This window comes from Streptomyces sp. ADMS (assembly GCF_033441795.1).
Classification (GTDB): domain Bacteria; phylum Actinomycetota; class Actinomycetes; order Streptomycetales; family Streptomycetaceae; genus Streptomyces.
The window spans coordinates 50,449-75,795 of the sequence record NZ_JAVFVX010000033.1 but is presented as its reverse complement, the minus strand read 5'-3'; the positions used below and the strand labels follow the sequence as shown (position 1 = coordinate 75,795).

24 protein-coding genes are annotated in these 25,347 nt (G+C 70.3%); 8 read left to right on the top strand and 16 right to left on the bottom strand.

What is annotated here, in order from left to right; all coding sequences use genetic code 11:
- Positions 1-261: 261 nt before the first annotated feature.
- A complete protein-coding gene (locus RB628_RS16965) occupies positions 262-1,878 on the bottom strand; it encodes an MDR family MFS transporter (RefSeq protein ID WP_318321272.1) in 1,617 nt (538 codons plus the stop codon).
- Between the two features lie 150 nt (positions 1,879-2,028).
- Between RB628_RS16965 and RB628_RS16960 the strand changes: the two genes are divergently transcribed.
- Positions 2,029-2,613 carry a helix-turn-helix domain-containing protein gene (locus tag RB628_RS16960; protein WP_318321271.1) on the top strand — a complete coding sequence of 195 codons (585 nt, stop codon included), beginning with the start codon at positions 2,029-2,031 and terminating at the stop codon, positions 2,611-2,613.
- 31 nt (positions 2,614-2,644) lie between these two features.
- Here RB628_RS16960 and RB628_RS16955 read toward each other — a convergent pair whose 3' ends face one another.
- On the bottom strand, positions 2,645-3,280 hold the full coding sequence (locus RB628_RS16955; RefSeq protein ID WP_318321270.1) for a M23 family metallopeptidase: 636 nt from the start codon (positions 3,278-3,280) through the stop codon (positions 2,645-2,647).
- A 449-nt stretch (positions 3,281-3,729) separates the two neighbouring features.
- On the opposite strand from RB628_RS16955, the gene RB628_RS16950 reads away from it, so the two are divergent.
- On the top strand, positions 3,730-4,377 hold the full coding sequence (locus RB628_RS16950; RefSeq protein ID WP_318321269.1) for an HAD family acid phosphatase: 648 nt from the start codon (positions 3,730-3,732) through the stop codon (positions 4,375-4,377).
- Positions 4,378-4,463: 86 nt separating this feature from the next.
- On the opposite strand, the gene RB628_RS16945 is transcribed toward RB628_RS16950, so the two are convergent.
- Complete coding sequence (locus tag RB628_RS16945; RefSeq protein ID WP_318321268.1) at positions 4,464-6,992, bottom strand: ATP-dependent Clp protease ATP-binding subunit; 2,529 nt, start codon at positions 6,990-6,992, stop codon at positions 4,464-4,466.
- A gap of 440 nt (positions 6,993-7,432) precedes the next feature.
- Between RB628_RS16945 and RB628_RS16940 the strand changes: the two genes are divergently transcribed.
- Positions 7,433-8,053 carry an SCO3374 family protein gene (locus RB628_RS16940; protein ID WP_318321267.1) on the top strand — a complete coding sequence of 207 codons (621 nt, stop codon included), beginning with the start codon at positions 7,433-7,435 and terminating at the stop codon, positions 8,051-8,053.
- On the opposite strand, the gene RB628_RS16935 is transcribed toward RB628_RS16940, so the two are convergent.
- The 10 genes from RB628_RS16935 to RB628_RS16890 form a co-directional block, all read right to left on the bottom strand.
- Entirely contained in the window at positions 8,032-8,367 is a 336-nt protein-coding gene (locus tag RB628_RS16935; protein ID WP_318321266.1) for an Lsr2 family protein, read from the bottom strand. The two genes, RB628_RS16940 and RB628_RS16935, sit on opposite strands and share 22 nt — an antisense overlap.
- A gap of 228 nt (positions 8,368-8,595) precedes the next feature.
- The gene (locus tag RB628_RS16930; RefSeq protein WP_318321265.1) at positions 8,596-9,129 is read right to left on the bottom strand and encodes an amino-acid N-acetyltransferase; all 534 of its coding nucleotides are present in this window, start codon (positions 9,127-9,129) and stop codon (positions 8,596-8,598) included.
- A gap of 9 nt (positions 9,130-9,138) precedes the next feature.
- The gene (locus RB628_RS16925) at positions 9,139-9,579 is read right to left on the bottom strand and encodes a BlaI/MecI/CopY family transcriptional regulator (RefSeq protein WP_412180672.1); all 441 of its coding nucleotides are present in this window, start codon (positions 9,577-9,579) and stop codon (positions 9,139-9,141) included.
- A 102-nt stretch (positions 9,580-9,681) separates the two neighbouring features.
- Complete coding sequence (locus tag RB628_RS16920; protein WP_318321263.1) at positions 9,682-9,864, bottom strand: hypothetical protein; 183 nt, start codon at positions 9,862-9,864, stop codon at positions 9,682-9,684.
- 82 nt (positions 9,865-9,946) lie between these two features.
- Complete coding sequence (locus tag RB628_RS16915; protein WP_318321280.1) at positions 9,947-10,588, bottom strand: hypothetical protein; 642 nt, start codon at positions 10,586-10,588, stop codon at positions 9,947-9,949.
- Between the two features lie 314 nt (positions 10,589-10,902).
- The gene (locus RB628_RS16910) at positions 10,903-11,700 is read right to left on the bottom strand and encodes a type III pantothenate kinase (RefSeq protein WP_105970850.1); all 798 of its coding nucleotides are present in this window, start codon (positions 11,698-11,700) and stop codon (positions 10,903-10,905) included.
- 8 nt (positions 11,701-11,708) lie between these two features.
- On the bottom strand, positions 11,709-12,695 hold the full coding sequence (nadC, locus tag RB628_RS16905; RefSeq protein WP_318321262.1) for a carboxylating nicotinate-nucleotide diphosphorylase: 987 nt from the start codon (positions 12,693-12,695) through the stop codon (positions 11,709-11,711).
- 5 nt (positions 12,696-12,700) lie between these two features.
- Complete coding sequence (locus tag RB628_RS16900) at positions 12,701-14,452, bottom strand: L-aspartate oxidase (RefSeq protein WP_318321261.1); 1,752 nt, start codon at positions 14,450-14,452, stop codon at positions 12,701-12,703.
- Positions 14,453-14,640: 188 nt separating this feature from the next.
- Positions 14,641-15,663: a pantoate--beta-alanine ligase gene (gene panC / locus RB628_RS16895; protein ID WP_318321260.1), complete on the bottom strand. Its 1,023-nt coding sequence runs from the start codon at positions 15,661-15,663 to the stop codon at positions 14,641-14,643.
- On the bottom strand, positions 15,660-16,613 hold the full coding sequence (locus RB628_RS16890) for a Rossmann-like and DUF2520 domain-containing protein (RefSeq protein WP_318321259.1): 954 nt from the start codon (positions 16,611-16,613) through the stop codon (positions 15,660-15,662). Before RB628_RS16890 ends, panC begins: the two co-directional genes overlap by 4 nt.
- A 194-nt stretch (positions 16,614-16,807) precedes the next feature.
- Here RB628_RS16890 and RB628_RS16885 point away from each other — a divergent pair, with 194 nt between their 5' ends.
- Together RB628_RS16885 and RB628_RS16880 are read left to right on the top strand one after the other, a co-directional pair.
- Complete coding sequence (locus RB628_RS16885) at positions 16,808-17,986, top strand: threonine aldolase family protein (protein WP_318321258.1); 1,179 nt, start codon at positions 16,808-16,810, stop codon at positions 17,984-17,986.
- Between the two features lie 59 nt (positions 17,987-18,045).
- Positions 18,046-19,146, top strand: a complete 1,101-nt coding sequence (locus RB628_RS16880; protein ID WP_318321257.1) for a DUF5937 family protein — start codon at positions 18,046-18,048, stop codon at positions 19,144-19,146.
- A 24-nt stretch (positions 19,147-19,170) separates the two neighbouring features.
- Here the strand turns inward: RB628_RS16880 and RB628_RS16875 are convergent, their stop codons facing one another.
- Both RB628_RS16875 and RB628_RS16870 read right to left on the bottom strand, forming a co-directional pair.
- Positions 19,171-19,842 (bottom strand): response regulator transcription factor, encoded by a 672-nt coding sequence (locus RB628_RS16875; RefSeq protein WP_318321256.1) that lies wholly within the window; start codon positions 19,840-19,842, stop codon positions 19,171-19,173.
- A gap of 59 nt (positions 19,843-19,901) precedes the next feature.
- Entirely contained in the window at positions 19,902-21,101 is a 1,200-nt protein-coding gene (locus tag RB628_RS16870) for a sensor histidine kinase (protein WP_318321255.1), read from the bottom strand.
- 155 nt (positions 21,102-21,256) lie between these two features.
- Between RB628_RS16870 and RB628_RS16865 the strand changes: the two genes are divergently transcribed.
- Positions 21,257-22,246, top strand: a complete 990-nt coding sequence (locus RB628_RS16865) for an SAM-dependent methyltransferase (RefSeq protein WP_318321279.1) — start codon at positions 21,257-21,259, stop codon at positions 22,244-22,246.
- 44 nt (positions 22,247-22,290) lie between these two features.
- On the opposite strand, the gene RB628_RS16860 is transcribed toward RB628_RS16865, so the two are convergent.
- Entirely contained in the window at positions 22,291-23,442 is a 1,152-nt protein-coding gene (locus RB628_RS16860) for an NADH-quinone oxidoreductase subunit D (protein WP_318321254.1), read from the bottom strand.
- Positions 23,443-23,473: 31 nt separating this feature from the next.
- Here RB628_RS16860 and RB628_RS16855 point away from each other — a divergent pair, with 31 nt between their 5' ends.
- Both RB628_RS16855 and RB628_RS16850 read left to right on the top strand, forming a co-directional pair.
- Positions 23,474-23,989, top strand: a complete 516-nt coding sequence (locus tag RB628_RS16855) for a PH domain-containing protein (protein WP_318321253.1) — start codon at positions 23,474-23,476, stop codon at positions 23,987-23,989.
- Positions 23,986-25,323 (top strand): PH domain-containing protein, encoded by a 1,338-nt coding sequence (locus tag RB628_RS16850; RefSeq protein ID WP_412180671.1) that lies wholly within the window; start codon positions 23,986-23,988, stop codon positions 25,321-25,323. The genes RB628_RS16855 and RB628_RS16850 overlap by 4 nt, the downstream gene beginning before the upstream one ends.
- Positions 25,324-25,347 lie beyond the last annotated feature (24 nt).

The following is a 25,347-nucleotide window of genomic DNA, read 5'->3' as shown; positions in this document are numbered from 1 at the left end:
CCGCAGGAACAGCCGCCCGGAGCACCGAGCACGGCCGCGTCGCCGCAGGTCGCGGGGTGTAGTCCAGCGGCCCCGAGGAATTGCGCAGCAGAGTCGCCGAGCCTCTCAAACGCCGGCCCGCGCCTCCAGCCCGTCCGGGGGTACCCCCTCTGGGGGAGTTTGCGGACGAGGCCCGTTCAGGAACGTAGCGGGGGCCTGAGGGCAGCACCCCCAGGAACGGGTTGGGACGGGCAAGGGCGGCGGGGGCGAGAACACCCCACGTCAGACCGCCTCAACCACAGCCCCCTTGGCCGAAGCCGAAGCCGGCCCCCCGCTCTCGTCACCCTTCTCCGGCCCCGCCCCCTTCAACGGAACCTCCTTCACGAACACCGCCGCCACCAGCACCACAACCGCCACCACAGCCCCCAGCAGAAACGCCGAGTGCGTTCCCGAGGACACCGCGTACTGGTACGCCTCCCGCGCCGCCGCAGGCAACTTCGCCAGGCTCGCCGCATCCAGCTGCGCCGACTGCTCGGTCACCTGGGACCCCAGCGCCCCGGCCCGCTCGCTCATCACGTCCTGCACCCGGCTGTTGAACAGCGCCCCCATGATCGCGACCCCGAACGAGGACCCGAGGGTACGGAACAGCGTGGTCGCGGAGGACGCGACGCCCATGTCCTTCATCTCGACGCTGTTCTGCGCCACCAGCATGGTGATCTGCATCAGACAGCCGAGGCCCGCCCCGAGCACCGCCATGTACACCCCGGACGTCAGCCGCGAGGTCTCCGTGTCCATCTGGGCGAGCAGGAACAGCCCGACGCTCAGCAGCACGCCGCCGACCAGCGGGAACACCTTGTACCTGCCGCTGCTCGTCGTCACCCGCCCTGCGATCATGGACACGATCATCATCGCCGCGAGCATCGGGAGCAGCAGCAACCCCGAGTTGGTGGCGGACGCTCCCTGCACGGACTGCTGGTACAGCGGCAGGAACAGCACCGCCCCGAACATCACGAACCCCGTGATGAACCCCATGATCGACATCAGGGTGAAGTTGCGGCTGCGGAAGATGTGCAGCGGAATGATCGGCTCGGCGGCCTTGGTCTGCCAGAAAACGAACCCGACGAGCGAGGCGACGCCGATGCCTGTGAGTTCCATGATCATGGCGGAGCTCCACGCGTACTCCGTACCGCCCCATGTCGTGACGAGCACGATCGCGGTGATGCCGACGGTCAGCAGCGCGGCGCCCGGATAGTCGATCCGCGTCTGCGACCGCTTCTTCGGCAGGTGCAGCACAGTGCTGATGGCGGCAAGCGCCACGACACCCAGCGGCAGGTTGATGTAGAACGACCAGCGCCAGCCCAGGTGGTCGGTCAACGCCCCGCCGACCAGCGGTCCGCCGATCATGGCGAGCGCCATCACGCCGGCCATCATCCCCTGGTACTTGCCGCGCTCACGCGGCGGAATCAGGTCCCCGATGATCGCCATGACGCCGACCATCAGTCCACCGGCGCCGAGCCCCTGCACGGCCCGGAAGCCGATCAGCTGCCCCATGTCCTGGGCCATGCCACTGAGCGCCGACCCGACCAGGAAGAGCACGATCGAGCCCATGAAGACGCCCTTGCGCCCGTACATGTCGCCGAGCTTGCCCCAGATCGGGGTGGAGGCGGCGGTCGCGAGCGTGTACGCCGTCACGACCCACGACAGGTGTTCGAGCCCGCCCAGTTCTCCGACGATCGTCGGCATCGCCGTGCCGATGATCATGTTGTCCAGCATCGCGAGCATCATCGCGATCATGAGCGCGAGCAGCACGACACGCACACTCCGCGGCTGCCTGCCCTGCCCCTCCAACGCCCCCGGCTTCCCGTCCGGCTCGTCCACCACTGTCCGCGCGTCCGCCATAGTCTCCGACCCACTCCCCCACGCACTCCCACTTACCTGCCGCCCGGCAAGTTGACTACACTGGGGAAGCTAGACCTCTAACTAGCCGGGCGTCAAGCAAGTTCTTTCCCAAGGGGACTCCCCAGGGCATCAGGAGCAGGAGTACGAGCAATGGACCGCACCAAACAGCGCCGTCGCGGGGACACCCGCCAGCGCATCCAGGACGTGGCGCTCGAACTCCTTGCCGAACAGGGCTACGAGAAGACCTCGCTGCGGGAGATCGCCGAGCGCCTCGACGTCTCGAAGGCGGCGCTCTACTACCACTTCAAAACCAAGGAGGAAATCATCGTCAGCCTGTTCGAGGACCTGACGAAGCCGATCGAGGACCTGATCGAGTGGGGCCGGCAGCAGCCGCACACCCTCGAAACGAAGCAGGAGATCGTGCGCCGCTACAGCGAGGCGCTCAGCGAAGCGGCGCCGCTCTTCCGCTTCATGCAGGAGAACCAGGCGACGGTACGGGACCTGAGCATCGGCGACATGTTCAAGTCACGCATGCTCGGCATGCGGGAGATCATCATCGACCCGGACGCCCCCCTGGTCGACCAGGTCCGCTGCATCAGCGCGATGTTCACGCTGCACGCCGGCATGTTCGTGCTCCAGGACCTCGCGGGCAACGCGGACGAGAAGCGCACGGCGGTCCTGGAGGTCGCTATCGGCCTGGTGACACAGGCCCACGAGGGCGCCGAACGGTCGTAACCCCAGCGCCCTCCGCCGGACAGCCGACCCCTCAGACGGTCACGCCCTTGCCACGCAGAAAGGCCACGGGGTCGACGGCGGACCCGTAGTTCGCGGTCGTACGGATCTCGAAGTGCAGGTGCGGCCCGCTGGAGTTGCCGGTGTTGCCGGACAGGGCGATGCGCTGCCCGGTGGCCACGACCTGGCCGACCTTCACATTGATCCGCGACAGATGGGCGTACTGCGAGTACGACCCGTTGCCGTGCTTGATGACGATGGCATTGCCGTACGCGGGCCCGTCGCCGGCGCCGTTGCCGCCGGCCTTGACGACGGTGCCGCCGTGCGCGGCGACGACCTTGGTGCCGCTCGGCACGGCGAAGTCCTGGCCGGAGTGGGTGGACGACCACAGGTTGCCGGCCTGGTTGAAGCTGGCGCTGAGCGTGTACTTCTTGACCGGGTCCACCCAGGAGGCGGCCTTCTTGGCGGCGGCCTGAGCCTGCACGACACCCGTCACCCCCGTGTCGGCGGCAGCCGCGACCCCGGCCGCCCCCAGGACGACCGACGCCCCGAGCCCTACGGCCAGAACGCCGGCCCGCACACGGAGCGAGGCCGAACGAGAGGTACGGGAGACACGGGAAACACGGGTCGTACGGGATTCACGGAACGGGCTGGTGGCGCGCTGGGACATCGGGACCTCATGGGGACGGGGACAGAAAAACCACCCGGCACGAGCGATCCCGCCGGATGGGCAACCCCTTGGTACCCCCGCCGCCCGCCCATCCTCAAACCGCCGATCTACGACACAAGGTCGTAGTTGAACTCAAATTCACCCACTTATTGACAAAGCAACCGAAGCCACCGCACCGCCCAAACCATGATTCACCGTTCCCCTCACCCACTAAACGCCCTAGTAACGGACATTTCACCTGTGCGTCATGTCACCGGTCCGCAAGATCCGGAGACGTGCGACTGTGACGCGCGCAACGGGCCGAATAAACCCGCTCCGACTACTGGCACCTCGCCGCTACCCGTGAGTAATGTGCCCTTCCCACCAGCGCCACTCACCTCCGCAAGCATGCCCCTGACACTCGCATGCCCTGGCACCGAACGGCCCTACGTGAGAGGACCCCCACCCCGATGACAAGAGGCTCAACAGGCTCCTGGACGCCCTGGACACGCCGGATCGGCCTGACCGCGGCCACCGCGATCGCCGCGGTGATACTGGTCGGCCCCGGCACCGCCCAGGCGGCGGCCACCACGGCCACCACGGCCGTGTCGGCAGCCGCCGAGGACGTCGACTACGCCACCTGGCAGCAGGACTGCCAGGCCCTGATGGACCAGGCTCTGCCCTACCTGAAGCAGCGCATAGCCGCCTCCCCTGCGGGGGAGAAGCCGGCGATCGTCTTCGACATCGACAACACCACCCTGGAGACCGACTACGGGTTCAGCTTCCCGTCGCCGGCCAACGCACCCGTGCTGAAGGTGGCCCAGTACGCCCAGGACCACGGCGTCGCCCTCTTCTTCGTCACCGCGCGCCCGGACATCATCAAGCCCGTCACGCAGTACAACCTCACGTACGTCGGCTACGACGTCACCGGGCTGTATGTCCGCAACCTGATCGACCTCTTCAGGAACGTGGCCGACTACAAGACCGCGCAGCGCGTCGACATCGAGTCCAAGGGCTACACGATCATCGCCAACGTCGGCAACAGCGCCACCGACCTGTCGGGCGGCCACGCGGAGAAGACGTACAAGCTGCCGGACTACGACGGCCAGCTGTCGTAGGTCGTCAGGGCATGCGAGAGGGGCCGGTGCTGGAAAAGCACCGGCCCCTCTCGTCAGGCACAACCCTCTGGCGAACGCCCGGAAGGTCAGGCCTCCTTGCTCAGGTTCGGTCCGGCACCGCCGGCGGCCTGCTCGATCGGCGGGACGTCGGGCAGCGCCGACTTCTCCTCGCCGCGGAAGGTGAAGGTCGCCGTCTCGCCCTCGCCCTCCGTGTCGACGACCACGATGTGGCCGGGACGCAGCTCACCGAAGAGAATCTTCTCGGAGAGCGTGTCCTCGATCTCGCGCTGGATCGTGCGACGCAGCGGGCGGGCGCCCAGGACGGGGTCGTAACCCTTCTTGGACAACAGCTCCTTGGCGGGCTGGGAGAGCTCGATACCCATGTCCCGGTCCTTGAGGCGCTCGTCCACCTTGCCGACCATCAGGTCGACGATCTGGAGGATGTCGTCCTGCGTCAGCTGCGGGAAGACGACCACGTCGTCGACGCGGTTGAGGAACTCGGGGCGGAAGTGCTGCTTGAGCTCGTCCGAGACCTTGTTCTTCATGCGTTCGTAGTTGGACTTCTTGTCACCGGAGGCCGCGAAGCCCAGGTTGAAGCCCTTCGAGATGTCCCGCGTGCCGAGGTTGGTCGTCATGATGATGACCGTGTTCTTGAAGTCCACGACCCGGCCCTGGGAGTCGGTCAGGCGACCGTCCTCCAGGATCTGCAGCAGCGAGTTGAAGATGTCCGGGTGCGCCTTCTCGACCTCGTCGAAGAGGACGACGGAGAACGGCTTGCGGCGGACCTTCTCGGTCAGCTGGCCGCCCTCTTCGTAACCCACGTATCCGGGCGGGGAACCGAAGAGACGCGACACCGTGTGCTTCTCGCTGAACTCCGACATGTCGAGGGAGATCAGCGCGTCCTCGTCACCGAAGAGGAACTCGGCCAGGGCCTTGCTCAGCTCGGTCTTACCGACACCGGACGGGCCCGCGAAGATGAACGAACCACCGGGACGCTTCGGGTCCTTCAGACCGGCACGCGTACGACGGATCGCCTTCGAGAGCGCCTTGACAGCGTCCTTCTGGCCGATGACCCGCTTGTGGAGCTCGTCCTCCATGCGCAGCAGACGCGAGGACTCCTCCTCGGTCAGCTTGAAGACCGGGATGCCGGTGGCGGTCGCGAGGACCTCGGCGATCAGCTCGCCGTCGACCTCGGCGACGACGTCCATGTCGCCGGCCTTCCACTCCTTCTCCCGCTTGGCCTTCGCGGCGAGGAGCTGCTTCTCCTTGTCACGGAGGGAGGCGGCCTTCTCGAAGTCCTGCGAGTCGATCGCGGACTCCTTGTCGCGGCGCACGCCCGCGATCTTCTCGTCGAACTCGCGCAGGTCCGGCGGAGCGGTCATCCGGCGGATGCGCATCCGGGAACCGGCCTCGTCGATGAGGTCGATCGCCTTGTCGGGCAGGAACCGGTCGGAGATGTACCGGTCGGCGAGCGTCGCCGCCTGCACCAGGGCCTCGTCGGTGATCGAGACGCGGTGGTGCGCCTCGTACCGGTCGCGCAGGCCCTTGAGGATCTCGATCGTGTGGGGGAGGGAAGGCTCCGCCACCTGGATCGGCTGGAAGCGGCGCTCAAGGGCCGCGTCCTTCTCGAGGTGCTTGCGGTACTCGTCGAGCGTGGTGGCACCGATGGTCTGGAGCTCACCGCGGGCCAGCATCGGCTTGAGGATGGAGGCCGCGTCGATGGCGCCCTCGGCGGCACCCGCGCCGACGAGCGTGTGCAGCTCGTCGATGAACAGGATGATGTCGCCGCGAGTGCGGATCTCCTTGAGGACCTTCTTCAGGCGCTCCTCGAAGTCACCGCGGTAGCGGGAGCCGGCGACCAGCGCGCCGAGGTCCAGGGTGTAGAGGTGCTTGTCCTTGAGGGTCTCGGGCACCTCGCCCTTGACGATGGCCTGGGCGAGGCCCTCGACGACGGCGGTCTTGCCGACGCCGGGTTCACCGATCAGGACCGGGTTGTTCTTCGTACGGCGGGACAGCACCTGCATGACCCGCTCGATCTCCTTCTCGCGCCCGATGACCGGGTCGAGCTTGGACTCACGAGCGGCCTGGGTGAGGTTCCGGCCGAACTGGTCGAGGACCAGGGACGTCGAGGGGGTGCCCTCGGCGGGGCCGCCACTGGCGCCGGCGGTCTCCTTGCCCTGGTAGCCGGAGAGCAGCTGGATGACCTGCTGCCGCACCCGGTTGAGATCTGCGCCCAGCTTGACGAGGACCTGGGCGGCGACACCCTCACCCTCGCGGATCAGGCCGAGCAGGATGTGTTCCGTGCCGATGTAGTTGTGGCCCAGCTGAAGGGCCTCGCGGAGCGACAGCTCCAGGACCTTCTTGGCACGGGGAGTGAAGGGGATGTGCCCGGACGGGGCCTGCTGGCCCTGGCCGATGATCTCCTCCACCTGCTGGCGGACCGCCTCGAGCGAAATCCCGAGGCTCTCCAGGGCCTTAGCGGCGACACCCTCACCCTCGTGGATCAGGCCCAGGAGGATGTGCTCGGTGCCGATGTAGTTGTGGTTGAGCATCCGGGCTTCTTCCTGAGCCAGGACGACAACCCGCCGCGCGCGGTCGGTGAACCTCTCGAACATCGTTAATCGCTCCTCAGAGCGGTCAGGCAGTAAGGGGACGCTCCCCTCCCTGTCCTTCCGCAGCTTAGTCCCGCAAGCGGGGACCGCTCATTCCAACTGCCGACACCGGACCGAGAACCAACACAGCCTCCTGACCCCGTACGCCGACATATGCTCCAACCCGATCGTGCGAGACGATGTTCCCGCAGGCCAGGGAGATACCCTCACTATCAGTACGCCGATGGCGAACGTGAGACGCCCTTTTCTGCGTGTCGCCCCCTCCCACTAGGGATGTCTTACCCGTACGGACCGACACTCCATGCCGGATGCACCCGTTCCCTCCGCTACGGGCGAACAACCTTGCGCCGCCGAACCCCTCCACGCATCCCCGAAATCGACACTCTGCGCATCCAGGGGGATACTCAGCGTAACTCGCGGCCTCTCGCGACGGTTGGCTCTGCATGGTTCCCACTGTCCCCCTTCCTCGCCGCTCCCTCGACACGAGCGACGCCCGGCGTTGGTACGAGAACGAACTGGGATGGGCGACAGTGCCCGATTCCGGAACTGCGGGACTTCCCCTGAGACTCGTCGCGGGTCTGCGCTTCGACGTACTGACCGTGCCGGCTCAGGCGGGCGACGCGGCTCTGCGACACCGGGGGCGGAGCCGGGCGCCGGGCTCTCCGGTGGCCCTGAGCGGGGACCGGATGCTGCTGCTGGTGGCCGCGGGCAGCGCGGACGAGTTGCCCGGGCTGCTGGACTGGCTGGAGTGGGGACGGCTCACACCGGACCTGGGGGCGATCGGCGCGGGCGGCCACATCGAGGCGCCCCGGCCGCCCGGATTCCCCGTCACGGCGGACTGCTCGCCGGGCTGCTCGCCGGGTCGCACAAATCCGCAGGGGGCCGCTGTCTGGCTGCGGCCCCCTGAAACAGGGTGCGGGAGGGAAATCCCGCTGCCGACGATGTCGGCCCTGGGAGGCGTCGGAGGCGCCCCCGATCTCGTACGGCTGGTGGACACGCTGGCGACGCAATGCCATCGCATCCGACTGCGGCGCGCGTGCGCTCAGCCGTTGGCCTTCTCGTAAGCCTCACGAATGGACGCGGGAACGCGGCCACGGTCGTTGACCTCGTAACCGTTCTCCTTCGCCCAAGCGCGGATCTGCGCGGTGTCCTGGCTGCCGCCGGAAGCGACGCGCGCCTTTCCACGCCCACCCGAAGCACGGCCTCCGGTACGACGGCCGCCCTTGGCGTAGGGCTCAAGAAGACCGCGGAGCTTGTCAGCATTGGCAGTCGTGAGGTCGATCTCGTACGTCTTGCCGTCCAACGCGAACGTCACGGTCTCGTCGGCCTCGCCGCCGTCGAGGTCGTCGACAAGAAGGACCTGAACCTTCTGTGCCACCGGATTTCCTTTCATCGATAACTTGGGAGCCGAACCGCGCGGCGTACGCCGCTGTTTCGCGTCCCCTGTTATATGCAGTACTGCAGTACGTCGGAAAGCAAACCGCTTTTGCCGGAAAAACACAAACCCCCGGGAGAGACCGACCGCCCTTCCACGGTCCGAAAACGTACGCGTTTCGGACATAGGGAACCTGGGCAGGGCGGCTCACGGAAATTGCCCGATGCCCGATCACAGATGCAGAAGCATCCGGCTGTTGCCCAAGGTGTTCGGTTTCACTCGTTCGAGACCGAGGAACTCCGCGACGCCCTCGTCATAGGAACGCAGCAGCTCGGCGTAGACATCGGTGTCAACAGGGGTCTCGCCGATCTCCACGAAGCCGTGCTTCGAGAAGAAGTCCACTTCGAAGGTCAGACAGAAAACGCGTCGAACACCGAGCCAGCGGGCGGTCTGCAGCAACTTCTCCAGCAACTGATGCCCCACACCGGAACCCTTCAGGTCCGGGTTCACGGCGAGAGTACGGACTTCGGCGAGGTCCTCCCACATCACATGGAGTGCGCCGCAGCCCACGACCTCACCGTTGTCGTCGCGTTCGGCGACCCAGAACTCCTGGATGTCCTCGTAAAGCGTCACCGTCGCTTTGTCGAGCAGGATACGGCCACGGACGAACGAGTCAAGGAGTCCGCGTACGGCCTGGACATCGCTGGTCCTGGCCCGCCGGACGCTGATGGCTTTCGCTGTGACTTCGGGACGCATCGCTGACATGAGCGGACGCTATCGCCCGGTGGAGTCCTGGACCGAGGCGGGGTTCTGCGAGGCGGTGTGTTCCGCGGCTTCCGCCTGATCGGTCTGTACTGCCTGTTCTGTCCGTCGGGGCTGTTCGACCTGTTCCGGCCCTTGGACGATGTGAACGGCATCCCTGAGGGCGACCCGCTGTTCTTCGCTCATCATGCCGAAGAAGGCGACAAGAGCGGCGGCGGGGTTGTCACTCTGCGACCACGCGTCGTTCATCAGCGCCGCCGCGTAGGCGGCACGGGTGGAGACCGCCTCATATCGATAGGCCCGGCCTTCCGCCTCACGACGGACCCAGCCCTTCTGATGGAGATTGTCCAAAACGGTCATCACCGTGGTGTACGCGATGGACCGTTCCTGCTGAAGGTCTTCCAGGACTTCTCGAACGGTGACCGGGCGGTTCCACTTCCACACCCGCGTCATGACCGCGTCTTCGAGTTCTCCCAATGGGCGAGGCACAACTCAGCACACTAGTGGGAGAAACGGCGAATAGCGCGAAGGACGTGCGCTTTCACTGCCGAACACCTACGAAACGGGGCGATCCAGTCCGGTCTGCTCGACCTGCTCGGCCCGGGCGAGGGTGGCGTCGACGGCGGCATCCTCCTTGGCCTTGTTGGCACCGCCCTGACTCTTCACGATCGTCACGATGACACCGATGAAGAGCGCGGCCATCACTACGGGGGGCACGAGCGCGGAGACGTAGTCCATGCGTCCAGAGTAGCCAGGGCGGACGGAAGGCCCGGGCGGGGGCCCGGGCCTTGGAAGGTGGTCCAGCTCGATCCGGTTCTTTTCAGCCCGCGGCAAGCTGCTGCGGGGGATTCGCGGGCGGGGTCGGCTTGCGGCGCGGGAAGACCTCGCCCGGGGTGGGGATGGGGCGGGCGGGCCTGGGGGCGTCGGGTGCGGGCCGGGGAGTGGGGGCGGGCCGCTCGTGCGGCTGCTTCTCCGCGGGCTTCCGGGCGGGCTTCCTGACGGGCTCCTCGGTGGCAAGACCTCCGGGCAGGGCCAGGAGGCGGGTGCGGGAGGCGGGGACCGTCGGCGCGACCGGCTGACGGCCGGCCACTCTGGCGCCCAGCCGGGCCCGTACGTCCCGTTCCGCGTGCCGCATACAGCGGTCCAGGAGGGCGGCGGCGACCGGGTTCCCCCGCAGGGCCCGGAGGGCGGCGAGGTCGTCCGGGGCCGGGCGGTAACCGGAACCCAGGGCCTCCTCCAGGAGCGTGAGATAGCCGGCGGCGGTGCCGGGCAGGGCGGCGCGGTAGCGGGCGAGGTCGGCCACGAGGAAGGCGCGCAGCCTGACCCCCTCGCGCGCCGCCTCGTCGACGGACTCGGCGAGCCGGAGACAGTCCTGGACGTCCTCGACGGGGGCGGGGCCGGGGTGGAGGGCGAGGGCGAGAGCGCGACGGAGCACACGCAGCTCCTCCGCACCGAACGCCATGCCGCCGCGAGATCCGAATGGCGTGGGCATGCGGCGACGATACGCGCTAATCAGACAAACTCGACATTGCAGAGGAGGTGTGGCGCAGCGAGCCACCCGGGTGGCCGTGCACACCCTCGCGGAGGCGTCCGGCACTCGATGGCCGAGACCGACTCGCGCAATTTGTTTGTCACCCACCCGCCGCCACCACTTCCCCAGCCCCGGGCCCAGGCAACTCAGCCCGTCCGGTGTTCGAGGCGAGCGCGTTCAGCGCGAACGGGAGTTCGGGGGCGGAGCCCCCGAGGACGGGACGGGCAGGGCGGCGGGGGCGAGACTCACATACGCGACACGTTCCGCTCGTACACCAGCCGCAGCCCGATCAACGTCAGCCACGGCTCATGCTCGTCGATCACCGACGCCTCCCCGAGCACCATCGGCGCCAGCCCACCCGTGGCGATCACCGTCACGTCGTCCGGGTCCTCCGCCAGCTCCTTCGCCATCCGGGTCACCACACCGTCCACCTGACCGGCGAACCCGTAGATGATGCCCGCCTGCATCGCCTCGACCGTGTTCTTGCCGATCACGGCCCGGGGGCGCGCCACCTCGATCTTCCGAAGCTGCGCCCCCTTCACCCCGAGCGCCTCGACCGAGATCTCGATCCCGGGCGCGATGACCCCGCCGACGTACTCCCCGCGCGCGGACACCGCGTCGAACGTGGTCGCGGTACCGAAGTCGACGACGATCGCGGGCCCGCCGTAGAGCTCGACGGCGGCGACCGCGTTGATGATGCGGTCCGCGCCGACCTCCTTCGGGTTGTCGGTGAGGATCGGTACGCCCGTCTTCACGCCGGGTTCGACCAGCACCGCCGGTACATCGCCGTAGTACCGCCGCGTCACCTCACGCAGCTCGTGCAGCACCGACGGCACGGTCGCGCAGATGGCGATGCCGTCGATGCCGTCGCCCAGCTCGTCCCCGAGGAGCGGGTGCATGCCCATGAGGCCCTGGAGGAGGACCGCGAGTTCGTCGGCCGTGCGGCGCGCGTCCGTGGAGATGCGCCAGTGCTCGACGATCTCGTCGCCGTCGAAGAGGCCGAGGACGGTGTGCGTGTTTCCCACGTCGATGGTCAGCAGCATGGCCGTACCTACTCCGCCGCTCGCAGGTCGAGACCGATGTCGAGGATCGGCGAGGAGTGGGTGAGGGCGCCGACCGCCAGGTAGTCGACGCCGGTGTCGGCGTATTCCCTGGCGTTCTTCAGGATGAGCCGGCCCGAGACCTCCAGCACGGCGCGGCCGTCGACGATCGCGACGGCCTCGTCGCACTCGCCGGGGGTGAAGTTGTCCAGGAGGATCAGGTCGGCGCCCGCGTCGACGACCTCGCGCAGCTGATGGAGAGTGTCGACCTCGACCTCGATCGGTACCTCCGGGAAGGCGTCCCGTACGGCCTTGAAGGCCTGGGCGACACCCCCGGCGGCCACCACGTGGTTGTCCTTGACGAGCGCCGCGTCCGACAGGGACATGCGGTGGTTGACGCCGCCGCCGCAACGTACCGCGTACTTCTCCAGGGAGCGCAGGCCGGGAGTCGTCTTGCGGGTGTCGCGGACCCTCGCCTTGGTCCCCTCCAGAACGTCCGCCCACGCGCGCGTGGCGGTCGCGATGCCGGACAGGCGGCACAGGAGGTTGAGCGCGCTGCGCTCGGCGGTCAGCAGGTCACGGGTGCGGGTGGTGACGCTGAGCAGCTTCTGCCCGGCCTCCACGCGGTCGCCGTCCTCGACGTGCCGCTCGACCTCGAACTCGTCGGTGCAGACCACGGAGACGACCGCCTCGGCGACCCGGAGACCGGCCACGACGCCTCCCTCGCGGGCGGTGAAGTCGGCGGTGGCGCGGGCCTCCTCGGGGATGGTCGCGACGGTCGTCACGTCAACGCCGTGGTCGAGGTCCTCCTGGATGGCGACGTTGGCGATGTCCTCGACCTCCAGCGGGTCGAGGCCGGCGTCGGCGAGGAGAGCGGCGAGCGCGGGGTCGAGGCCGCACTCCATGTACACGTCGTCTGGCATGTCGGAGGCAGCGCCGCAGGCGCAGCCGTCGCCGCAGCCGCCGCTCTCGGCGAGGGGAAGGTCGGGGGTGCTCACTTCTGTCACTGCTCCTGGGGACGGTGCTCCGGCTGATGATGCCGGGTCGGGGGGAAGTCTGCGGTGTCGGTGGTGTGTACGGCCAGCGTCCGGTCGGGATTCAGCCGTACGACGATGTGGCGGTGCCAGGCCGTGTCGTCGCGCTCGGCGTGGTCCTCGCGCCAGTGGCAGCCGCGGGTCTCCTCACGGAGACGGGCGGCGGTAACCAGGACGCGGGCCACGCACAGGAGGTTGGTGGCCTCCCAGGTGTCGACGCCGGGCTCGGCGGTCTTGCCGTTCTCGTCGAGGGCGTCGCGGGCGTCGGTGTGCAGTTTCTGGATGGCCGCGGCGGCGGTGTCCAGGGAGGCGGCGGAGCGCAGTACTCCGGCGCCCTCGGTCATGATGCGCTGGATCGCGAAGCGGGCCTCGGGGGCGAGCAGCGGGTGCGCGGGCTTCTCGGGGTGCGGGACGGGGACGGGCACGCGCGTGTGGAGGCCGTTTCCGGCGTGGGCCGCGGTGATGTCGGCGACGATGCGCTCGGCGTAGACCAGGCCCTCCAGGAGGGAGTTCGAGGCGAGCCGGTTGGCGCCGTGGACGCCGGTGCAGGCGACCTCGCCGCACGCGTACAGGCCGGGGACGGTCGTGCGGCCCCGGGAGTCGGTGCGGACGCCGCCGGAGGCGTAGTGGGCGGCCGGGGCGACCGGGACGGGCTCGGTGACCGGGTCGATGCCGTGGGTGCGGCAGGCGGCGAGGATCGTCGGGAAGCGGTGCTCCCACATGTGCGTGCCGAAGTGCCGGGCGTCCAGGAACATGTGTTCGGCGCCCTGTTCCTGCATGCGGCGCATGATGCCCTTGGCGACGATGTCCCGGGGCGCGAGTTCGCCGAGTTCGTGCTGGCCGGTCATGAAGCGCACGCCGTCGGCGTCGACGAGATGGGCGCCCTCACCGCGTACCGCCTCGGAGACGAGCGGCTGCTGGCCCTCGGCGTCCGCTCCCAGGAAGAGCACGGTGGGGTGGAACTGGACGAATTCGAGGTCACTGACCTCGGCGCCCGCGCGCAGGGCCAGGGCGACGCCGTCGCCGGTCGACACGGACGGATTGGTGGTCGCCGAGAAGACCTGGCCCATGCCGCCGGTGGCGAGGACCACGGCGGGGGCGTGGACGGCTCCCACGCCGTCGTGCTGGCCCTCTCCCATGACATGCAGGGTCACGCCCGCCGTACGGCCGTCGGCGTCCGTCAGGAGGTCCAGGACGAGCGCGTTCTCGACCGTACGCAGTCCCCGCGCGCGGACGGCCTCGACGAGGGCGCGGGAGATCTCCGCGCCGGTCGCGTCGCCGCCCGCGTGCGCTATGCGACGCCGGTGGTGGCCGCCCTCGCGGGTCAGTTCCAGTCCTCCTCCGGAGGACTCGTCGAAGTGGGCGCCGGTCTCGATGAGCCGCCGTACGGCGTCCGGTCCCTCCGTGACGAGGATCCGTACGGCCTCCTCGTCGCACAGGCCCGCGCCGGCCACCAGGGTGTCGTCCAGGTGCTGTTCGGGGGTGTCGCCCTCTCCCAGGGCCGCCGCGATGCCGCCCTGGGCCCAGCGGGTGGATCCGTCGTCGAGGCGGGCCTTGGTGACGACGACCGTCTTCAGGCCGGCCGCGTCGCAACGCAGGGCGGCGGTGAGCCCGGCGACACCGGAGCCCACGACCACGACGTCCGCGGCGAGGGCCCAGCCGGGGGCGGGGGCGTGCAGCCGTATGCCCGTGGAGGTGCCGGCGCCAGGGCCTGTCGTCACATTCCCGTCGTCCGCCCGGAGGGCGGGCCTGACGGCGTCAGGTGCGTGCTCTCGGCGTGCCGGGTGCAGGCCCTCGTACTGGTTGTACGTGGGCCTGTGCCCGGTGCGGCGAGAGTGCGTGCATGGCGTCGCCAGGCAGGCGGGAGTGTGACGACAGGCCCTAGGGCCGGCTGTGGGGCCTGTGGTGGTCACGAGGCGGCTCCGGGGGTTCCGAAAGTGAGAGGGACGTTGTCGATCAGCCGGGTTGTCCCGACCTTGGCTGCGACGGCGAGGACGGCTTCGCCCGTGAAGTCGTCCGGGATTTCGGTGAAGTCGGCGGGGTCGACCAGGGCGAGGTAGTCGAGGACCAGCGGGGGCCGGAGTCGGGCCGCGTCGTCCAGGACGAGGCGGGCGGCGGCCCGGACGGCGGCGGGACCGTCTGCGGGGACCTTGGCGACGGCGTGCGCGTCGGCCGCGGCGCGGGATTCGCCGAGCGCGCTGAGGGCCTGGGCACGCGCGTGCGTGGCGGGCACTTCGCGGGCCCGCGCGCGCAGCGCCTCCTGGGCGGCGTGCCGGTCACTGCCGGCGAACAGGGCCTGGGAGAGCGCGAGCGCCGTACGCCGGTCCTCCGGGGAGAGGTAGCGGTTGCGGCTGGACAGGGCCAGGCCGTCGGCCTCGCGCACCGTCGGTACGCCGACGATCTCCACGCCGAAGTTCAGGTCGCGGACCATCCGGCGGATCATCGCGAGCTGCTGGGCGTCCTTCTGCCCGAAGAAGGCCACGTCGGGCCGGGTGAGGTGGAGCAGTTTGCCGACGACGGTGAGCACGCCGTCGAAGTGCCCGGGGCGTGTGGCCCCTTCCAGCCGCTCTCCCATGGGGCCCGAGCTGATCCGGACCTGGGGTTCGCCGCCCGGGTAGACCTCCGCCACGGAGGGGGCGAACACCGCGTCCGCGCCCGCCTGTCCGGCGAGTTCGACGTCGGCGTCGAGGGTGCGCGGGTAGCGGTCGAGGTCCTCGCCCTGGCCGAACTGGAGGGGGTTCACGAAGACGGTGACGGTCACGAAGCCCTTGGGGCCGACGTGCTCGCGGGCGGCCCGGATCAGGGTGGCGTGGCCTTCGTGGAGGGCGCCCATGGTCATGACGACGGCGTTGTGCCCCGGCACACCGATGTGCAGGTGTGCGTCCTCCAGCTCGCCGGCGTCGGACAGAAGTCCCCAGAAACGGCTGCTCATCGGTCTCCCCCGTCGCTCTCGGGGCTCTCGGGGTTGGTGGGCGGGTTCGTGCTCCCCGCGAGTACCCCGAGGAGGTCCTCGGCCAGTTCCGGCTTGAGCAGGCCGTGCGCGAGCGCGCGGTCGGCGGTCGCGCGGGCCATGGCCAGATACCCGGCGACGCTCTGCGGGGAGTGCTTGCGCAGCTCCGCGACGTGCGCGGCGACGGTGCCCGCGTCTCCGCGCGCGACGGGCCCGGTGAGCGCGGCGTCCCCGGAGCGCAGCGCGTTGTCCAGGGCGGCGCCCAGCAGCGGGCCGAGCATCCGGTCGGGGGCGTCGACGCCCGCCGCGCGCAGCAGCTCCATGGACTGGGCGACCAGTGTCACCAGGTGGTTGGCGCCCAGGGCGAGGGCCGCGTGGTAGAGCGGGCGGTTCTCCTCGGCGATCCATTCGGGCTCGCCGCCCATCTCGATGACGAGGGCTTCGGCGGCCAGCCGCAGCTCGGGGCGCGCGGTGACCCCGAAGGAGCACCCGGCGAGCCGCTGGACGTCCACGGGAGTGCCGGTGAAGGTCATGGCGGGATGCAGGGCCAGGGGCAGCGCGCCAACCCTCAGGGCGGGGTCCAGGACCTTCGCGCCGTACCGCCCGGAGGTGTGCACGAGCAGCTGTCCCGGGCGTACGGCGCCGGTCTCGGCGAGTCCCTCCACGAGGCCGGGCAGGGCGTCGTCAGGGACGGTCAGCAGGACCAGGTCGGCGCGCTCCATGACCTGGGCCGGCGACACGACGGGTACGTCCGGGAGCAGTTGCGCGGCTCTGCGGACGGAGGCGTCGGAGACCGCGGAGACGGCCACCGGACGGTGCCCGGCGAGTTGCAGGGACGCGGCCAGCGCGGGGCCCACGCGTCCGGCGCCGACCACACCGACGGTGAGCCGCGCGGGGCGGTCCCTGGGATCTGGCTGTTGGAATGTACTCACTCGACGGCGGCCTTCCCGTTCCAGTCCGCTCGGGGTACCGGACGATGTACCGGACGATTTCTCGTCATGTTAACGCGATCGGTCCGGGCGGCGTCCGGTTGTCCACAGGCTGTGGGTTCCCGGGAGCCGTCCGCGCACGGAATCCGCGGAAATCCGGGTGCCCGGCCCATCCCGCGCGCGGGATGATCCGGGGCATGAGCGATACGGCGGACGAGAGCGGGCTTGCGGACGGGGAACCCGGCGGGGAGCGGGGCGGGGACGAACAGCGGCTGCGCCGCCGGGCCGCGATCCGGGGCGCCGAACGGGTCCTGGCGCGCCCGGGGTTCCTGGGGACGATCCGGCAGCGGCTTGCGCTGCTCGACGAGGCGCGGGAGTCGTACGACCTGGACGAACCGTCCGACATCTACGGCGGCGGGATGGTCGAGGCGCTGGAGAAGCGGGTCGCCGGACTGCTCGGCAAGGAGGCCGCCGCCTTCTTCCCGACCGGCACGATGGCCCAGCAGGTGGCCCTGCGCTGCTGGGCGGGCCGCACCGGGAACCCGGCGGTGGCCCTGCACGCGCTCGCCCATCCCGAGGTGCACGAGCGGAACGCGTTCAGCACGGTCAGCGGACTGCGCCCGCTGCGGGTGACGAGCGAGCCCAGGATGCCGACGGCCGACGAGGTGCGCGACTTCGCCGAGCCCTTCGGAACGCTGATGCTGGAACTCCCCCTCAGGGACGCCGGTTTTGTGCTGCCCACCTGGGAGGAGCTGTCCGAGGTCGTGGCGGCGGCGCGGGAACACGACGCGGTGGTGCACTTCGACGGGGCCCGTCTGTGGGAGTCCACCACCCACTTCGGGCGCCCCCTGGACGAGATCGCGGGCCTCGCGGACAGCGTCTACGTGTCGCTTTACAAGTCCCTGGACGGTTACGGCGGCGCCGCACTGGCCGGTCCCGCGGCTCTGATCGAGGAGTCGAAGGCCTGGCGCCACCGGTACGGCGGCGCGGTCTTCCAGCAGTTCCCGACGGTCCTGTCCGCCCTCGTCGGCCTGGACCGCGAGCTGCCGCGCCTGCCGGAGTACGTGGCCCACGCGCGCGTGGTCGCCGCCGCGCTGCGCGAGGGCTTCGCGGCGGCCGGGGTGCCGTGGACGCGCGTCCACCCGGACGTGCCGCACACGAACGAGTTCCAGGTCTGGCTGCCGTACGGCCACGAGGTCGCCGCGGAGGCCGCGATCCGGCAGGGCGAGGAGACGGGGACCGTTCTGTTCGCCAACGAGTGGGCCCGCGGCGGCCCGGGCCTCGCGGTCACCGAGGTGTTCGTCCGAGCCAGCGGTCTGGAGTGGACGGCGGACGACGTGAGGGCGGCGGTGACGGAGTTCGTGGGGCGGTTGTAGGGGCCTGTGGGGGCGTTCGCGGAGGCATCGATGTCAGTGGTGGGGTGCACCATGACTCCATGAGCGTGAGCATCGACTTGTGCGGGCTGGGCCGGGAGCGGATCGCCGTCGTGCCGTCACCGCTGGCCGAGCTCGGCATGGCGCTGCACGCGCTGGCCGAGCCGGGACACCACCCCCGGCTGCAGGGCTGGGCGACGGGGGTGACCGCCGGGCTCGACCCGCATCTGGCCGACCGGATGTGCGAGGCCGACTTCCTGTGGCGCTCCACGTTCTCGGACCTCTTCCTGCCGTACGCGGGCCTGGGCGCGGGCGCCCTCCCCGGCGGCACGCTCACCGCGGAGCTCGACCAGCTGGACCGGCTGACGGACGAACAGTTCGTGGACGCGTGCCTGGAGTTCACCTGCGCGCTGCCGTACGACGAGCAGGGCGCCGGCGCGCTCACCGACCCCAGGGCGCGGCAACGGGCCCTGGATCTGGCCGTCTCGCGCGGCCCCCGCCAGGTCCGGTTCACCAGGCGCCTGCTGGACGACCCGCCCCGGATCCGCACCTGGCTGCGGCAACTGCTGACCGACTGCGAGGATGCCTTCTTCGCCGAGACCTGGTCCAGGCTGCACCCCCAGCTCATGGCGGACGCCCGCCACAAGACGGACCTCCTGCGCCACAAGGGCCTGTCGGAGGCGCTGGCGTCGGTGTCGTCGGCGGTCACGCTCGACGAGGCCGCGGGCCGCATCACCGTCGACAAACTGGGCAACGGCCACACGACGACGGCGGGCAGCCTCCTGCTCGTCCCGACGAGCCTGGGCTGGCCCCATCTGATGGTCCTGCACCGGTACGGCTGGCAGCCGGTCCTGCACTACCCGGCGGGCTCCCCCGAGCTCGCCTCCCCGCCCTCGGTCGAGCAGCTCGGCCTGCGTCTGACCGCGCTGTCCCATCCGGTGCGGATGCGGCTATGCCGCCAGCTGGCCCGCAGCTCGTCCACGACGACCGAGCTGGCGCGGACGCACAACATGACGGCCCCCGAGATATCCCGGCACCTCGCCGTCCTGAGAAAGGCCGGCCTGACCACCACCCGCCGTCGCGGCCGGTACGTCCTGCACCAGCTGGACGTGACGATGGTGGCCCGGCTGGGCAGCGACTTCCTGGAGGGAATCCTCAGGTAGACGGCGGTTCTCCCGGGCAGCCGGTCAGCCGGTCCCTCCCGCCCGCACGAGCCCAGTCTCGTACGCGAGGACGACCACCTGCACCCGGTCCCGCAGGCCCAGTTTGGTCAGGATGCGACCCACGTGGGTCTTCACGGTCGCCTCCGACAGCACCAGCCGGGCCGCGATCTCGCCGTTGGACAGGCCCTGGGCGACCAGGATCATGACCTCGCGCTCACGGCCGGTGAGCCGTTCCAGCTCCTTGTGCTGGGGCTGTTTGCCGGTGCCCGGCAGCATGGGCGCGAAGCGGTCGAGGAGCCGCCGCGTCGTCGAGGGCGCCACGACCGCGTCGCCGCTGTGCACGGAGCGGATGGCGGTGAGGAGTTCGCCGGGCGGCACGTCCTTGAGCATGAAGCCGGACGCGCCCGCCTTCAGCCCGGAGAAGGCGTACTCGTCGAGGTCGAAGGTGGTCAGGATCAGCACCTTGGGCGGGTTGTCGCCCTGGCAGATGCGCCGGGTGGTCTCCACCCCGTCGAGCTTCGGCATGCGTACGTCCATCAGCACCACGTCGACCTCGGTCTCCCGCAGCACCTGGAGAGCCTCGACACCGTCGCCCGCCTCGGCCACGACCTCCATGTCCGGCTGGGCGTCGAGCACCATCCGGAACCCGGTGCGCAGCAGCACCTGGTCGTCGACGAGCATCACGCGGATGTGCATGGCTGGGTCCTCCGGTCGTTACGTCTCGAACATCGATGCGTTGATCGAACGTGCACGTGTCAGTGAGCGGGTTTGAGCGGCAGCAGGGCACTGATGCGAAAGCCGCCGCCTGGACGCGGGCCCGCGTCCAGGGTGCCGCCCACCATGCCGACACGCTCGCGCATGCCGATCAGGCCGTGGCCCTGTCCGTCGGCTCCGCCCTCCTCGTAGTGCTCGTGCGGGGCGCCCTTGCCGTCGTCCTCGACGAGCAGGCCGAGACCGTCGTCGAAGTAGACCAGACGCACGCTCGCTCCGGTGTTCGGGCCGCCGTGCTTGCGGGTGTTGGTGAGCGCCTCCTGCACGATGCGGTACGCCGTCAGCTCCACGCCGCTGGGCAGCGGACGCGGGGTGCCCTCGATCTTGTAGTCGACGGGCAGGCCCGAGGTACGGCACTGCTCGATCAGCTCGTCGAGCTGCTCGACGTCGGGCTGCGGAACGTACTCGCAGCCCTCCTGGTGCTCGCCGGTGCGCAGGACACCGAGCAGGCGGCGCATCTCGGCGAGGGCCTGGCGGCCGGTGCCGGAGATGGTCTCCAGGGCCTTCTTCGCCTGTTCGGGGGCGGTGTCGAGGACGTAGGCGGCGCCGTCGGCCTGGACCACCATCACGGAGACGTTGTGCGCGACCACGTCGTGCAGCTCCCGGGCGATCCGGGCGCGCTCGGCGGCGACCGCCACCTTGGCCTGTGCCTCGCGCTCCCGCTCGAGACGGGCGGCGCGCTCCTCCAGCTGGGCGAAGTAGGCGCGGCGGGTGCGCAGCGAGTCGCCGAGCACCCAGGCGAGGGCGAACGGCACCGCCAGGAAGACCACCAGGGCGAGATTGCCCGCGGTGCTCGACTCCTTCTCCGGCCATCGCAACTGGGCCAGCGGGGACGCGCACAGACCGCCGATCAGCGCGAACCGTGAGGCCCAGCGGGGTCCGCTCACCGCCACGGTGTAGACGATCACCAGCAGGGCGAAGTCGGCGGGCACCGGCTCGACGTCTAGGGCCAGCTGCGCCAGCCCGACCCCGGCGGCCAGCACGAGCATCCGCTCGGGCATGCGCCGGCGCAGGGCGATCACCAGGCACAGCAGGAGCGTCAGCACGGTGATCACCGCCGGAGACGCTGCGCCGGGAGTGTCCTGAACGGCTCCACTCAGCATGGAGATCCCGAAAAGGAAGACGGCCCAGAAGCCGTCCACCCATGCGGGGTGTCTGCGGAGGAAGTCATAGACGCGTTGCACGTAACCCAGAGTAGGGAAGCGTTGTGCGGGCGGGGGTCAACCGGAGGGTCGATCCGCAGAGCCCCCGTGTACTCCGCAAGGTGGAGACCCTCTCCCCTGGGTGGCGGGGGTGCGGGCCCTAGCCTGACCCGGTGGCAGGAGTGACGAGGGGCGCGATGGCGGGCTGGACAGCGGGCGAGTGGCGTGGCTGGCGTGCGGCGACACAGGAGGCGCTCTACGGCGAACACGGGTTCTACCGACGGCCCGAGGGTCCTGGCGGGCACTTCCGTACGTCCGTCCACGCGTCGCCGCTGTTCGCCGGTGCCGTGGCGCGGCTGCTGTGCCGGGTCGACGAGGCGCTGGGCCGCCCCGCGTCGCTCGGCTTCGTCGACATGGGCGCGGGCCGGGGCGAACTCGTCACCCGTGTCCTCGCGGCCCTGCCCCCGGAAGTGGCCGCACGCGCGCGTGGGTACGCCGTCGAGCTGGCCGACCGCCCCGCGGACCTCGATCACCGCGTCGAGTGGCTGACCGAGCCTCCCGGCGGCCTCACCGGCCTGCTGTTCGCCAACGAGTGGCTGGACAACGTCCCCGTGGAGGTGGCGCAGGTGGGCCCCGAGGGCGTACCGCGCCTCGTTCTCGTACGGCGGGACGGGACCGAGCGGCTCGGGGAGCCGGTCGCCGGCGCGGAGGCGCGGTGGCTTGCGCGGTGGTGGCCACTGCCGCCGGAGCCGGGGGCGCGGGCCGAGATCGGGCTCCCCAGGGACACCGCCTGGGCCGCCGCCGCAGCCACCGTCGACCGGGGGCTCGCCGTCGCCGTCGACTACGCGCACACGGCCGGCGCCCGGCCGCCCTTCGGGACGCTCACCGGCTTCCGGCACGGACGCGAGACCGCGCCCGTGCCGGACGGCTCGTGCGACGTGACCGCCCATGTGGCACTGGACGCCTGCGCGGGGCCTGGGTCGCGGCTGCTGACCCAGCGGGAGGCCCTGCACGCCCTCGGGGTGGCAGGCGGGCGGCCTCCGCTGTCCCTGGCGTCCACGGACCCCGCCGCGTACGTACGGGCCCTGTCGGGCGCCGGAGAGGCCGCCGAGCTGACGGCGACGGGCGGGCTCGGGGATTTCGGGTGGCTGGTGGAGCCGGTGGGACTTCCCGACCCGCTCCTCTGAGGACCCGGTCCCGGCGAGCCTGCCCCGTTCACGGGCCCCGGGACCTACTTGTCGATGTCCCCCACCACGAAGAACAGCGACCCCAGGATCGCCACCATGTCCGCGACCAGCGTCCCCGGCAGCAGTACCGCCAGCGCCTGGATGTTGTTGTAGGAGGCCGAGCGCAGCTTCAGCCGGTACGGGGTCTTCTCGCCCTTGCTGACGAGGTAGTAGCCGTTGATGCCGAGGGGGTTCTCGGTCCACGCGTACGTGTGGCCCTCGGGCGCCTTGAGGACCTTCGGCAGGCGCTGGTTGATCGGGCCCGGCGGCAGTTCGGCGAGGCGGTCGAGGCAGGCGTCGGCCAGGTCGAGCGCGTTGTACGTCTGTTCCAGGAGGCATTCGAAGCGGGCGAGACAGTCGCCCTCCTGCCGGGTCACCACCTTCAGGGTGTCCTGGAGTTCGCCGTACGCCAGATACGGCTCATCGCGGCGCAGGTCGAAGTCCACACCCGAGGCGCGCGCGATCGGCCCGCTCACGCCGTACGCGTGCACGGCCTCCGGCGCGAGCACGCCCACGCCCCGCGTGCGGCCCCGGAAGATCTCGTTGCCGAGCACCAGGTCGTCGAACCGGTCCATGCGCGAGCGCACGGACGAGACAGTGGCACGCGCGCGCGTGGCCCAGCCCGCCGGCAGGTCCTCCTTCAGGCCGCCGACGCGGTTGAACATGTAGTGCATGCGCCCGCCGGAGACCTCCTCCATGACGTGCTGGAGTTCCTCACGCTCCGTGAAGGCATAGAACATCGGCGTGATCCCGCCCAGTTCGAGCGGGTACGAACCCAGGAACATCAGGTGGTTGAGCACCCGGTTCAGCTCCGCGAGCAGCGTGCGCGTCCACACCGCGCGCGTGGGGACCTCCATACCGAGCATCCGCTCCACGGCGAGGACCACGCCCAGCTCGTTGGAGAACGCCGACAGCCAGTCGTGCCGGTTGGCCAGCATGATGATCTGACGGTAGTCACGCGCCTCGAAGAGCTTCTCCGCGCCTCGGTGCATATAGCCGATCACCGGCTCCACGTGCTGGATCCGCTCGCCGTCGAGCACGAGCCGCAGCCGCAGCACGCCGTGCGTGGACGGGTGCTGGGGCCCGATGTTGAGCACCATGTCGGTGCTCTCCGCGGCGCCGCCGATACCGACCATGGCCTCCGTCGTGGGACTCATGAACACAGTCTGTCCTACGTACGCTTGCGGCATGGAGACGGGGAGCCCGGAGAGCGCGGGCGAAACGCGAGGCGAACCGCACGGCGAGACGGTGTGGACCGGGCTGCCCCGGGACCTGCTGCGGATGCGCCGGCTGCTGCTGGTGGTCTGGCTGGTGCCGCTGACGCTCGCGGCGGGGCTGCTGCCCGGCCTGCTCGCCGGGCCCGCGTGGGCGGCCTTCGCGCTGCTGCCGCTCGGCCTGCTGCTGTGGGGCTGGCCGATGCTGGGCCGCAACTGGGCCTCCTGGCGGTACGCCGAGCGCGCCAACGACCTGCTGATCAGCAGGGGTGTGCTGTGGCGCGAGGAGACCATCGTGCCGTACGGGCGGATGCAGCTGGTCGAGGTGACGTCGGGGCCCGTCGCGCGGCACTTCGGGCTGGCGAGCGTGCAGCTGCACACGGCGGCCGCCGCGACCGACGCGCTCATCCCGGGCCTCGAACCGGCGGAGGCGGAACGGCTGCGGGACCGGCTCACCGAGCTCGGCGAAGCCCGATCGGCGGGGCTGTGACGACCCCGGGGACCGAGACGGACGTACCCATGGAGGACGGCAAACAGCCGGTCTTCGAACAGCGGCTGCATCCCGTCACGCCGCTCAGGCGCGCGTGGGCGCCGGTCGCCGTGCTCATCGGGTGGGCGGTGCACGACCCCGACCAGGCGCAGCGGCAGCTGACCAGGCTGACGACCACGACCCTGCTCCTCGGCCTCGCCGTGTTCGTCGTCGGCGGCGCCCTGTACGGCTTTCTGACCTGGTGGTTCACGCACTTCGCGGTGACCGACAGCGAACTGCGCATCCGTACCGGCCTGTTGTTCCGGCGCACCGTGCACATCCGGCTCGAACGCATCCAGGCCGTCGACATCACGCAGCCGCTGCTGGCCCGCGTCGCGGGCGTCGCCAAGCTCAAGCTGGACGTCGTGGGGACGGACAAGAAGGACGAGCTGGCCTACCTGGGCGAGGGGCACGCGCGTGCCCTGCGGGCCGAACTCCTCGCCCGAGCGGCCGGTTTCGCGCCCGAGACCGCGCACGAGGTGGGCGAGGCACCGGCCCGGCGGCTGCTGCACATCCCCGCGCGTGTGCTCGCCGTCTCCCTGCTGCTGACCGGCGCGACCTGGGGATCGCTGGCCGCCGCCCTGGTCGTACCGCCGTTCCTCTGGTTCGCCACCCACAACCTGTGGACAGTGCTCGCGACCGGCGTACCGCTGCTCGGCGCGGCGGGCGCGAGCAGTGTGGGGCGGTTCATCAGCGAGTACGACTGGACGGTCGGCGAGTCCCCGGACGGGCTGCGCATCGACCACGGCCTCCTGGACCGCACCCACGAGACGGTGCCGCCGGGACGCGTCCAGACCGTACGGATCGTGGAGCCGCTGCTGTGGCGGCGGCGCGGGTGGGTCCGGGTGGAGCTGGACGTGGCGGGCTCGTCGAACTCGGTGCTGGTGCCGGTGGCCCCGCGCGAGATCGCGGAGGCGGTGATAGGCCAGGTGCTGCCAGGGGTGACGGTGCCCGCGTCGCTGTCGCGTCCGCCGCGCCGGGCCGCCTGGTGTCTGCCGTTCTGGTGGCGCGGCTACGGCATCGCCGTCACCGACAGCGTCTTCGTCTCCCGGCACGGGCTGCTGCGCCGCAGCCTGGCCCTGGTCCCGCACGCCAAGGTCCAGAGCGTACGGCTGAAGCAGGGGCCCTGGGCGCGCTTCAAGGGCCTCGCGGACATCCACGTGGACACAGGGGCCAACAAGACCGTCACAGCCGGTCTACGGGACGCCCAAGAGGCCGCGGAGCTGCTCCGGGGACAGGCGGAGCGGTCCCGGACGGGACGGCGGGACGCGCGACCGGACCGGTGGATGGCGTAACCGGCGTCACGGACGCGGGGACGC

What these genes read in the sequence shown, in the direction of transcription:
- RB628_RS16965 (WP_318321272.1), bottom strand. Translation starts at nt 1,878, where the DNA reads ATGGCGGACGCGCGGACAGTGGTGGACGAGCCGGACGGGAAGCCGGGG.
- RB628_RS16960 (WP_318321271.1), top strand. Translation starts at nt 2,029, where the DNA reads ATGGACCGCACCAAACAGCGCCGTCGCGGGGACACCCGCCAGCGCATC.
- RB628_RS16955 (WP_318321270.1), bottom strand. Translation starts at nt 3,280, where the DNA reads ATGTCCCAGCGCGCCACCAGCCCGTTCCGTGAATCCCGTACGACCCGT.
- RB628_RS16950 (WP_318321269.1), top strand. Translation starts at nt 3,730, where the DNA reads ATGACAAGAGGCTCAACAGGCTCCTGGACGCCCTGGACACGCCGGATC.
- RB628_RS16945 (WP_318321268.1), bottom strand. Translation starts at nt 6,992, where the DNA reads ATGTTCGAGAGGTTCACCGACCGCGCGCGGCGGGTTGTCGTCCTGGCT.
- RB628_RS16940 (WP_318321267.1), top strand. Translation starts at nt 7,433, where the DNA reads ATGGTTCCCACTGTCCCCCTTCCTCGCCGCTCCCTCGACACGAGCGAC.
- RB628_RS16930 (WP_318321265.1), bottom strand. Translation starts at nt 9,129, where the DNA reads ATGTCAGCGATGCGTCCCGAAGTCACAGCGAAAGCCATCAGCGTCCGG.
- RB628_RS16925 (WP_412180672.1), bottom strand. Translation starts at nt 9,579, where the DNA reads ATGACGCGGGTGTGGAAGTGGAACCGCCCGGTCACCGTTCGAGAAGTC.
- RB628_RS16920 (WP_318321263.1), bottom strand. Translation starts at nt 9,864, where the DNA reads ATGGACTACGTCTCCGCGCTCGTGCCCCCCGTAGTGATGGCCGCGCTC.
- RB628_RS16915 (WP_318321280.1), bottom strand. Translation starts at nt 10,588, where the DNA reads ATGGCGTTCGGTGCGGAGGAGCTGCGTGTGCTCCGTCGCGCTCTCGCC.
- RB628_RS16910 (WP_105970850.1), bottom strand. Translation starts at nt 11,700, where the DNA reads ATGCTGCTGACCATCGACGTGGGAAACACGCACACCGTCCTCGGCCTC.
- panC (WP_318321260.1), bottom strand. Translation starts at nt 15,663, where the DNA reads ATGAGCAGCCGTTTCTGGGGACTTCTGTCCGACGCCGGCGAGCTGGAG.
- RB628_RS16885 (WP_318321258.1), top strand. Translation starts at nt 16,808, where the DNA reads ATGAGCGATACGGCGGACGAGAGCGGGCTTGCGGACGGGGAACCCGGC.
- RB628_RS16880 (WP_318321257.1), top strand. Translation starts at nt 18,046, where the DNA reads ATGAGCGTGAGCATCGACTTGTGCGGGCTGGGCCGGGAGCGGATCGCC.
- RB628_RS16875 (WP_318321256.1), bottom strand. Translation starts at nt 19,842, where the DNA reads ATGCACATCCGCGTGATGCTCGTCGACGACCAGGTGCTGCTGCGCACC.
- RB628_RS16865 (WP_318321279.1), top strand. Translation starts at nt 21,257, where the DNA reads ATGGCGGGCTGGACAGCGGGCGAGTGGCGTGGCTGGCGTGCGGCGACA.
- RB628_RS16860 (WP_318321254.1), bottom strand. Translation starts at nt 23,442, where the DNA reads ATGAGTCCCACGACGGAGGCCATGGTCGGTATCGGCGGCGCCGCGGAG.
- RB628_RS16855 (WP_318321253.1), top strand. Translation starts at nt 23,474, where the DNA reads ATGGAGACGGGGAGCCCGGAGAGCGCGGGCGAAACGCGAGGCGAACCG.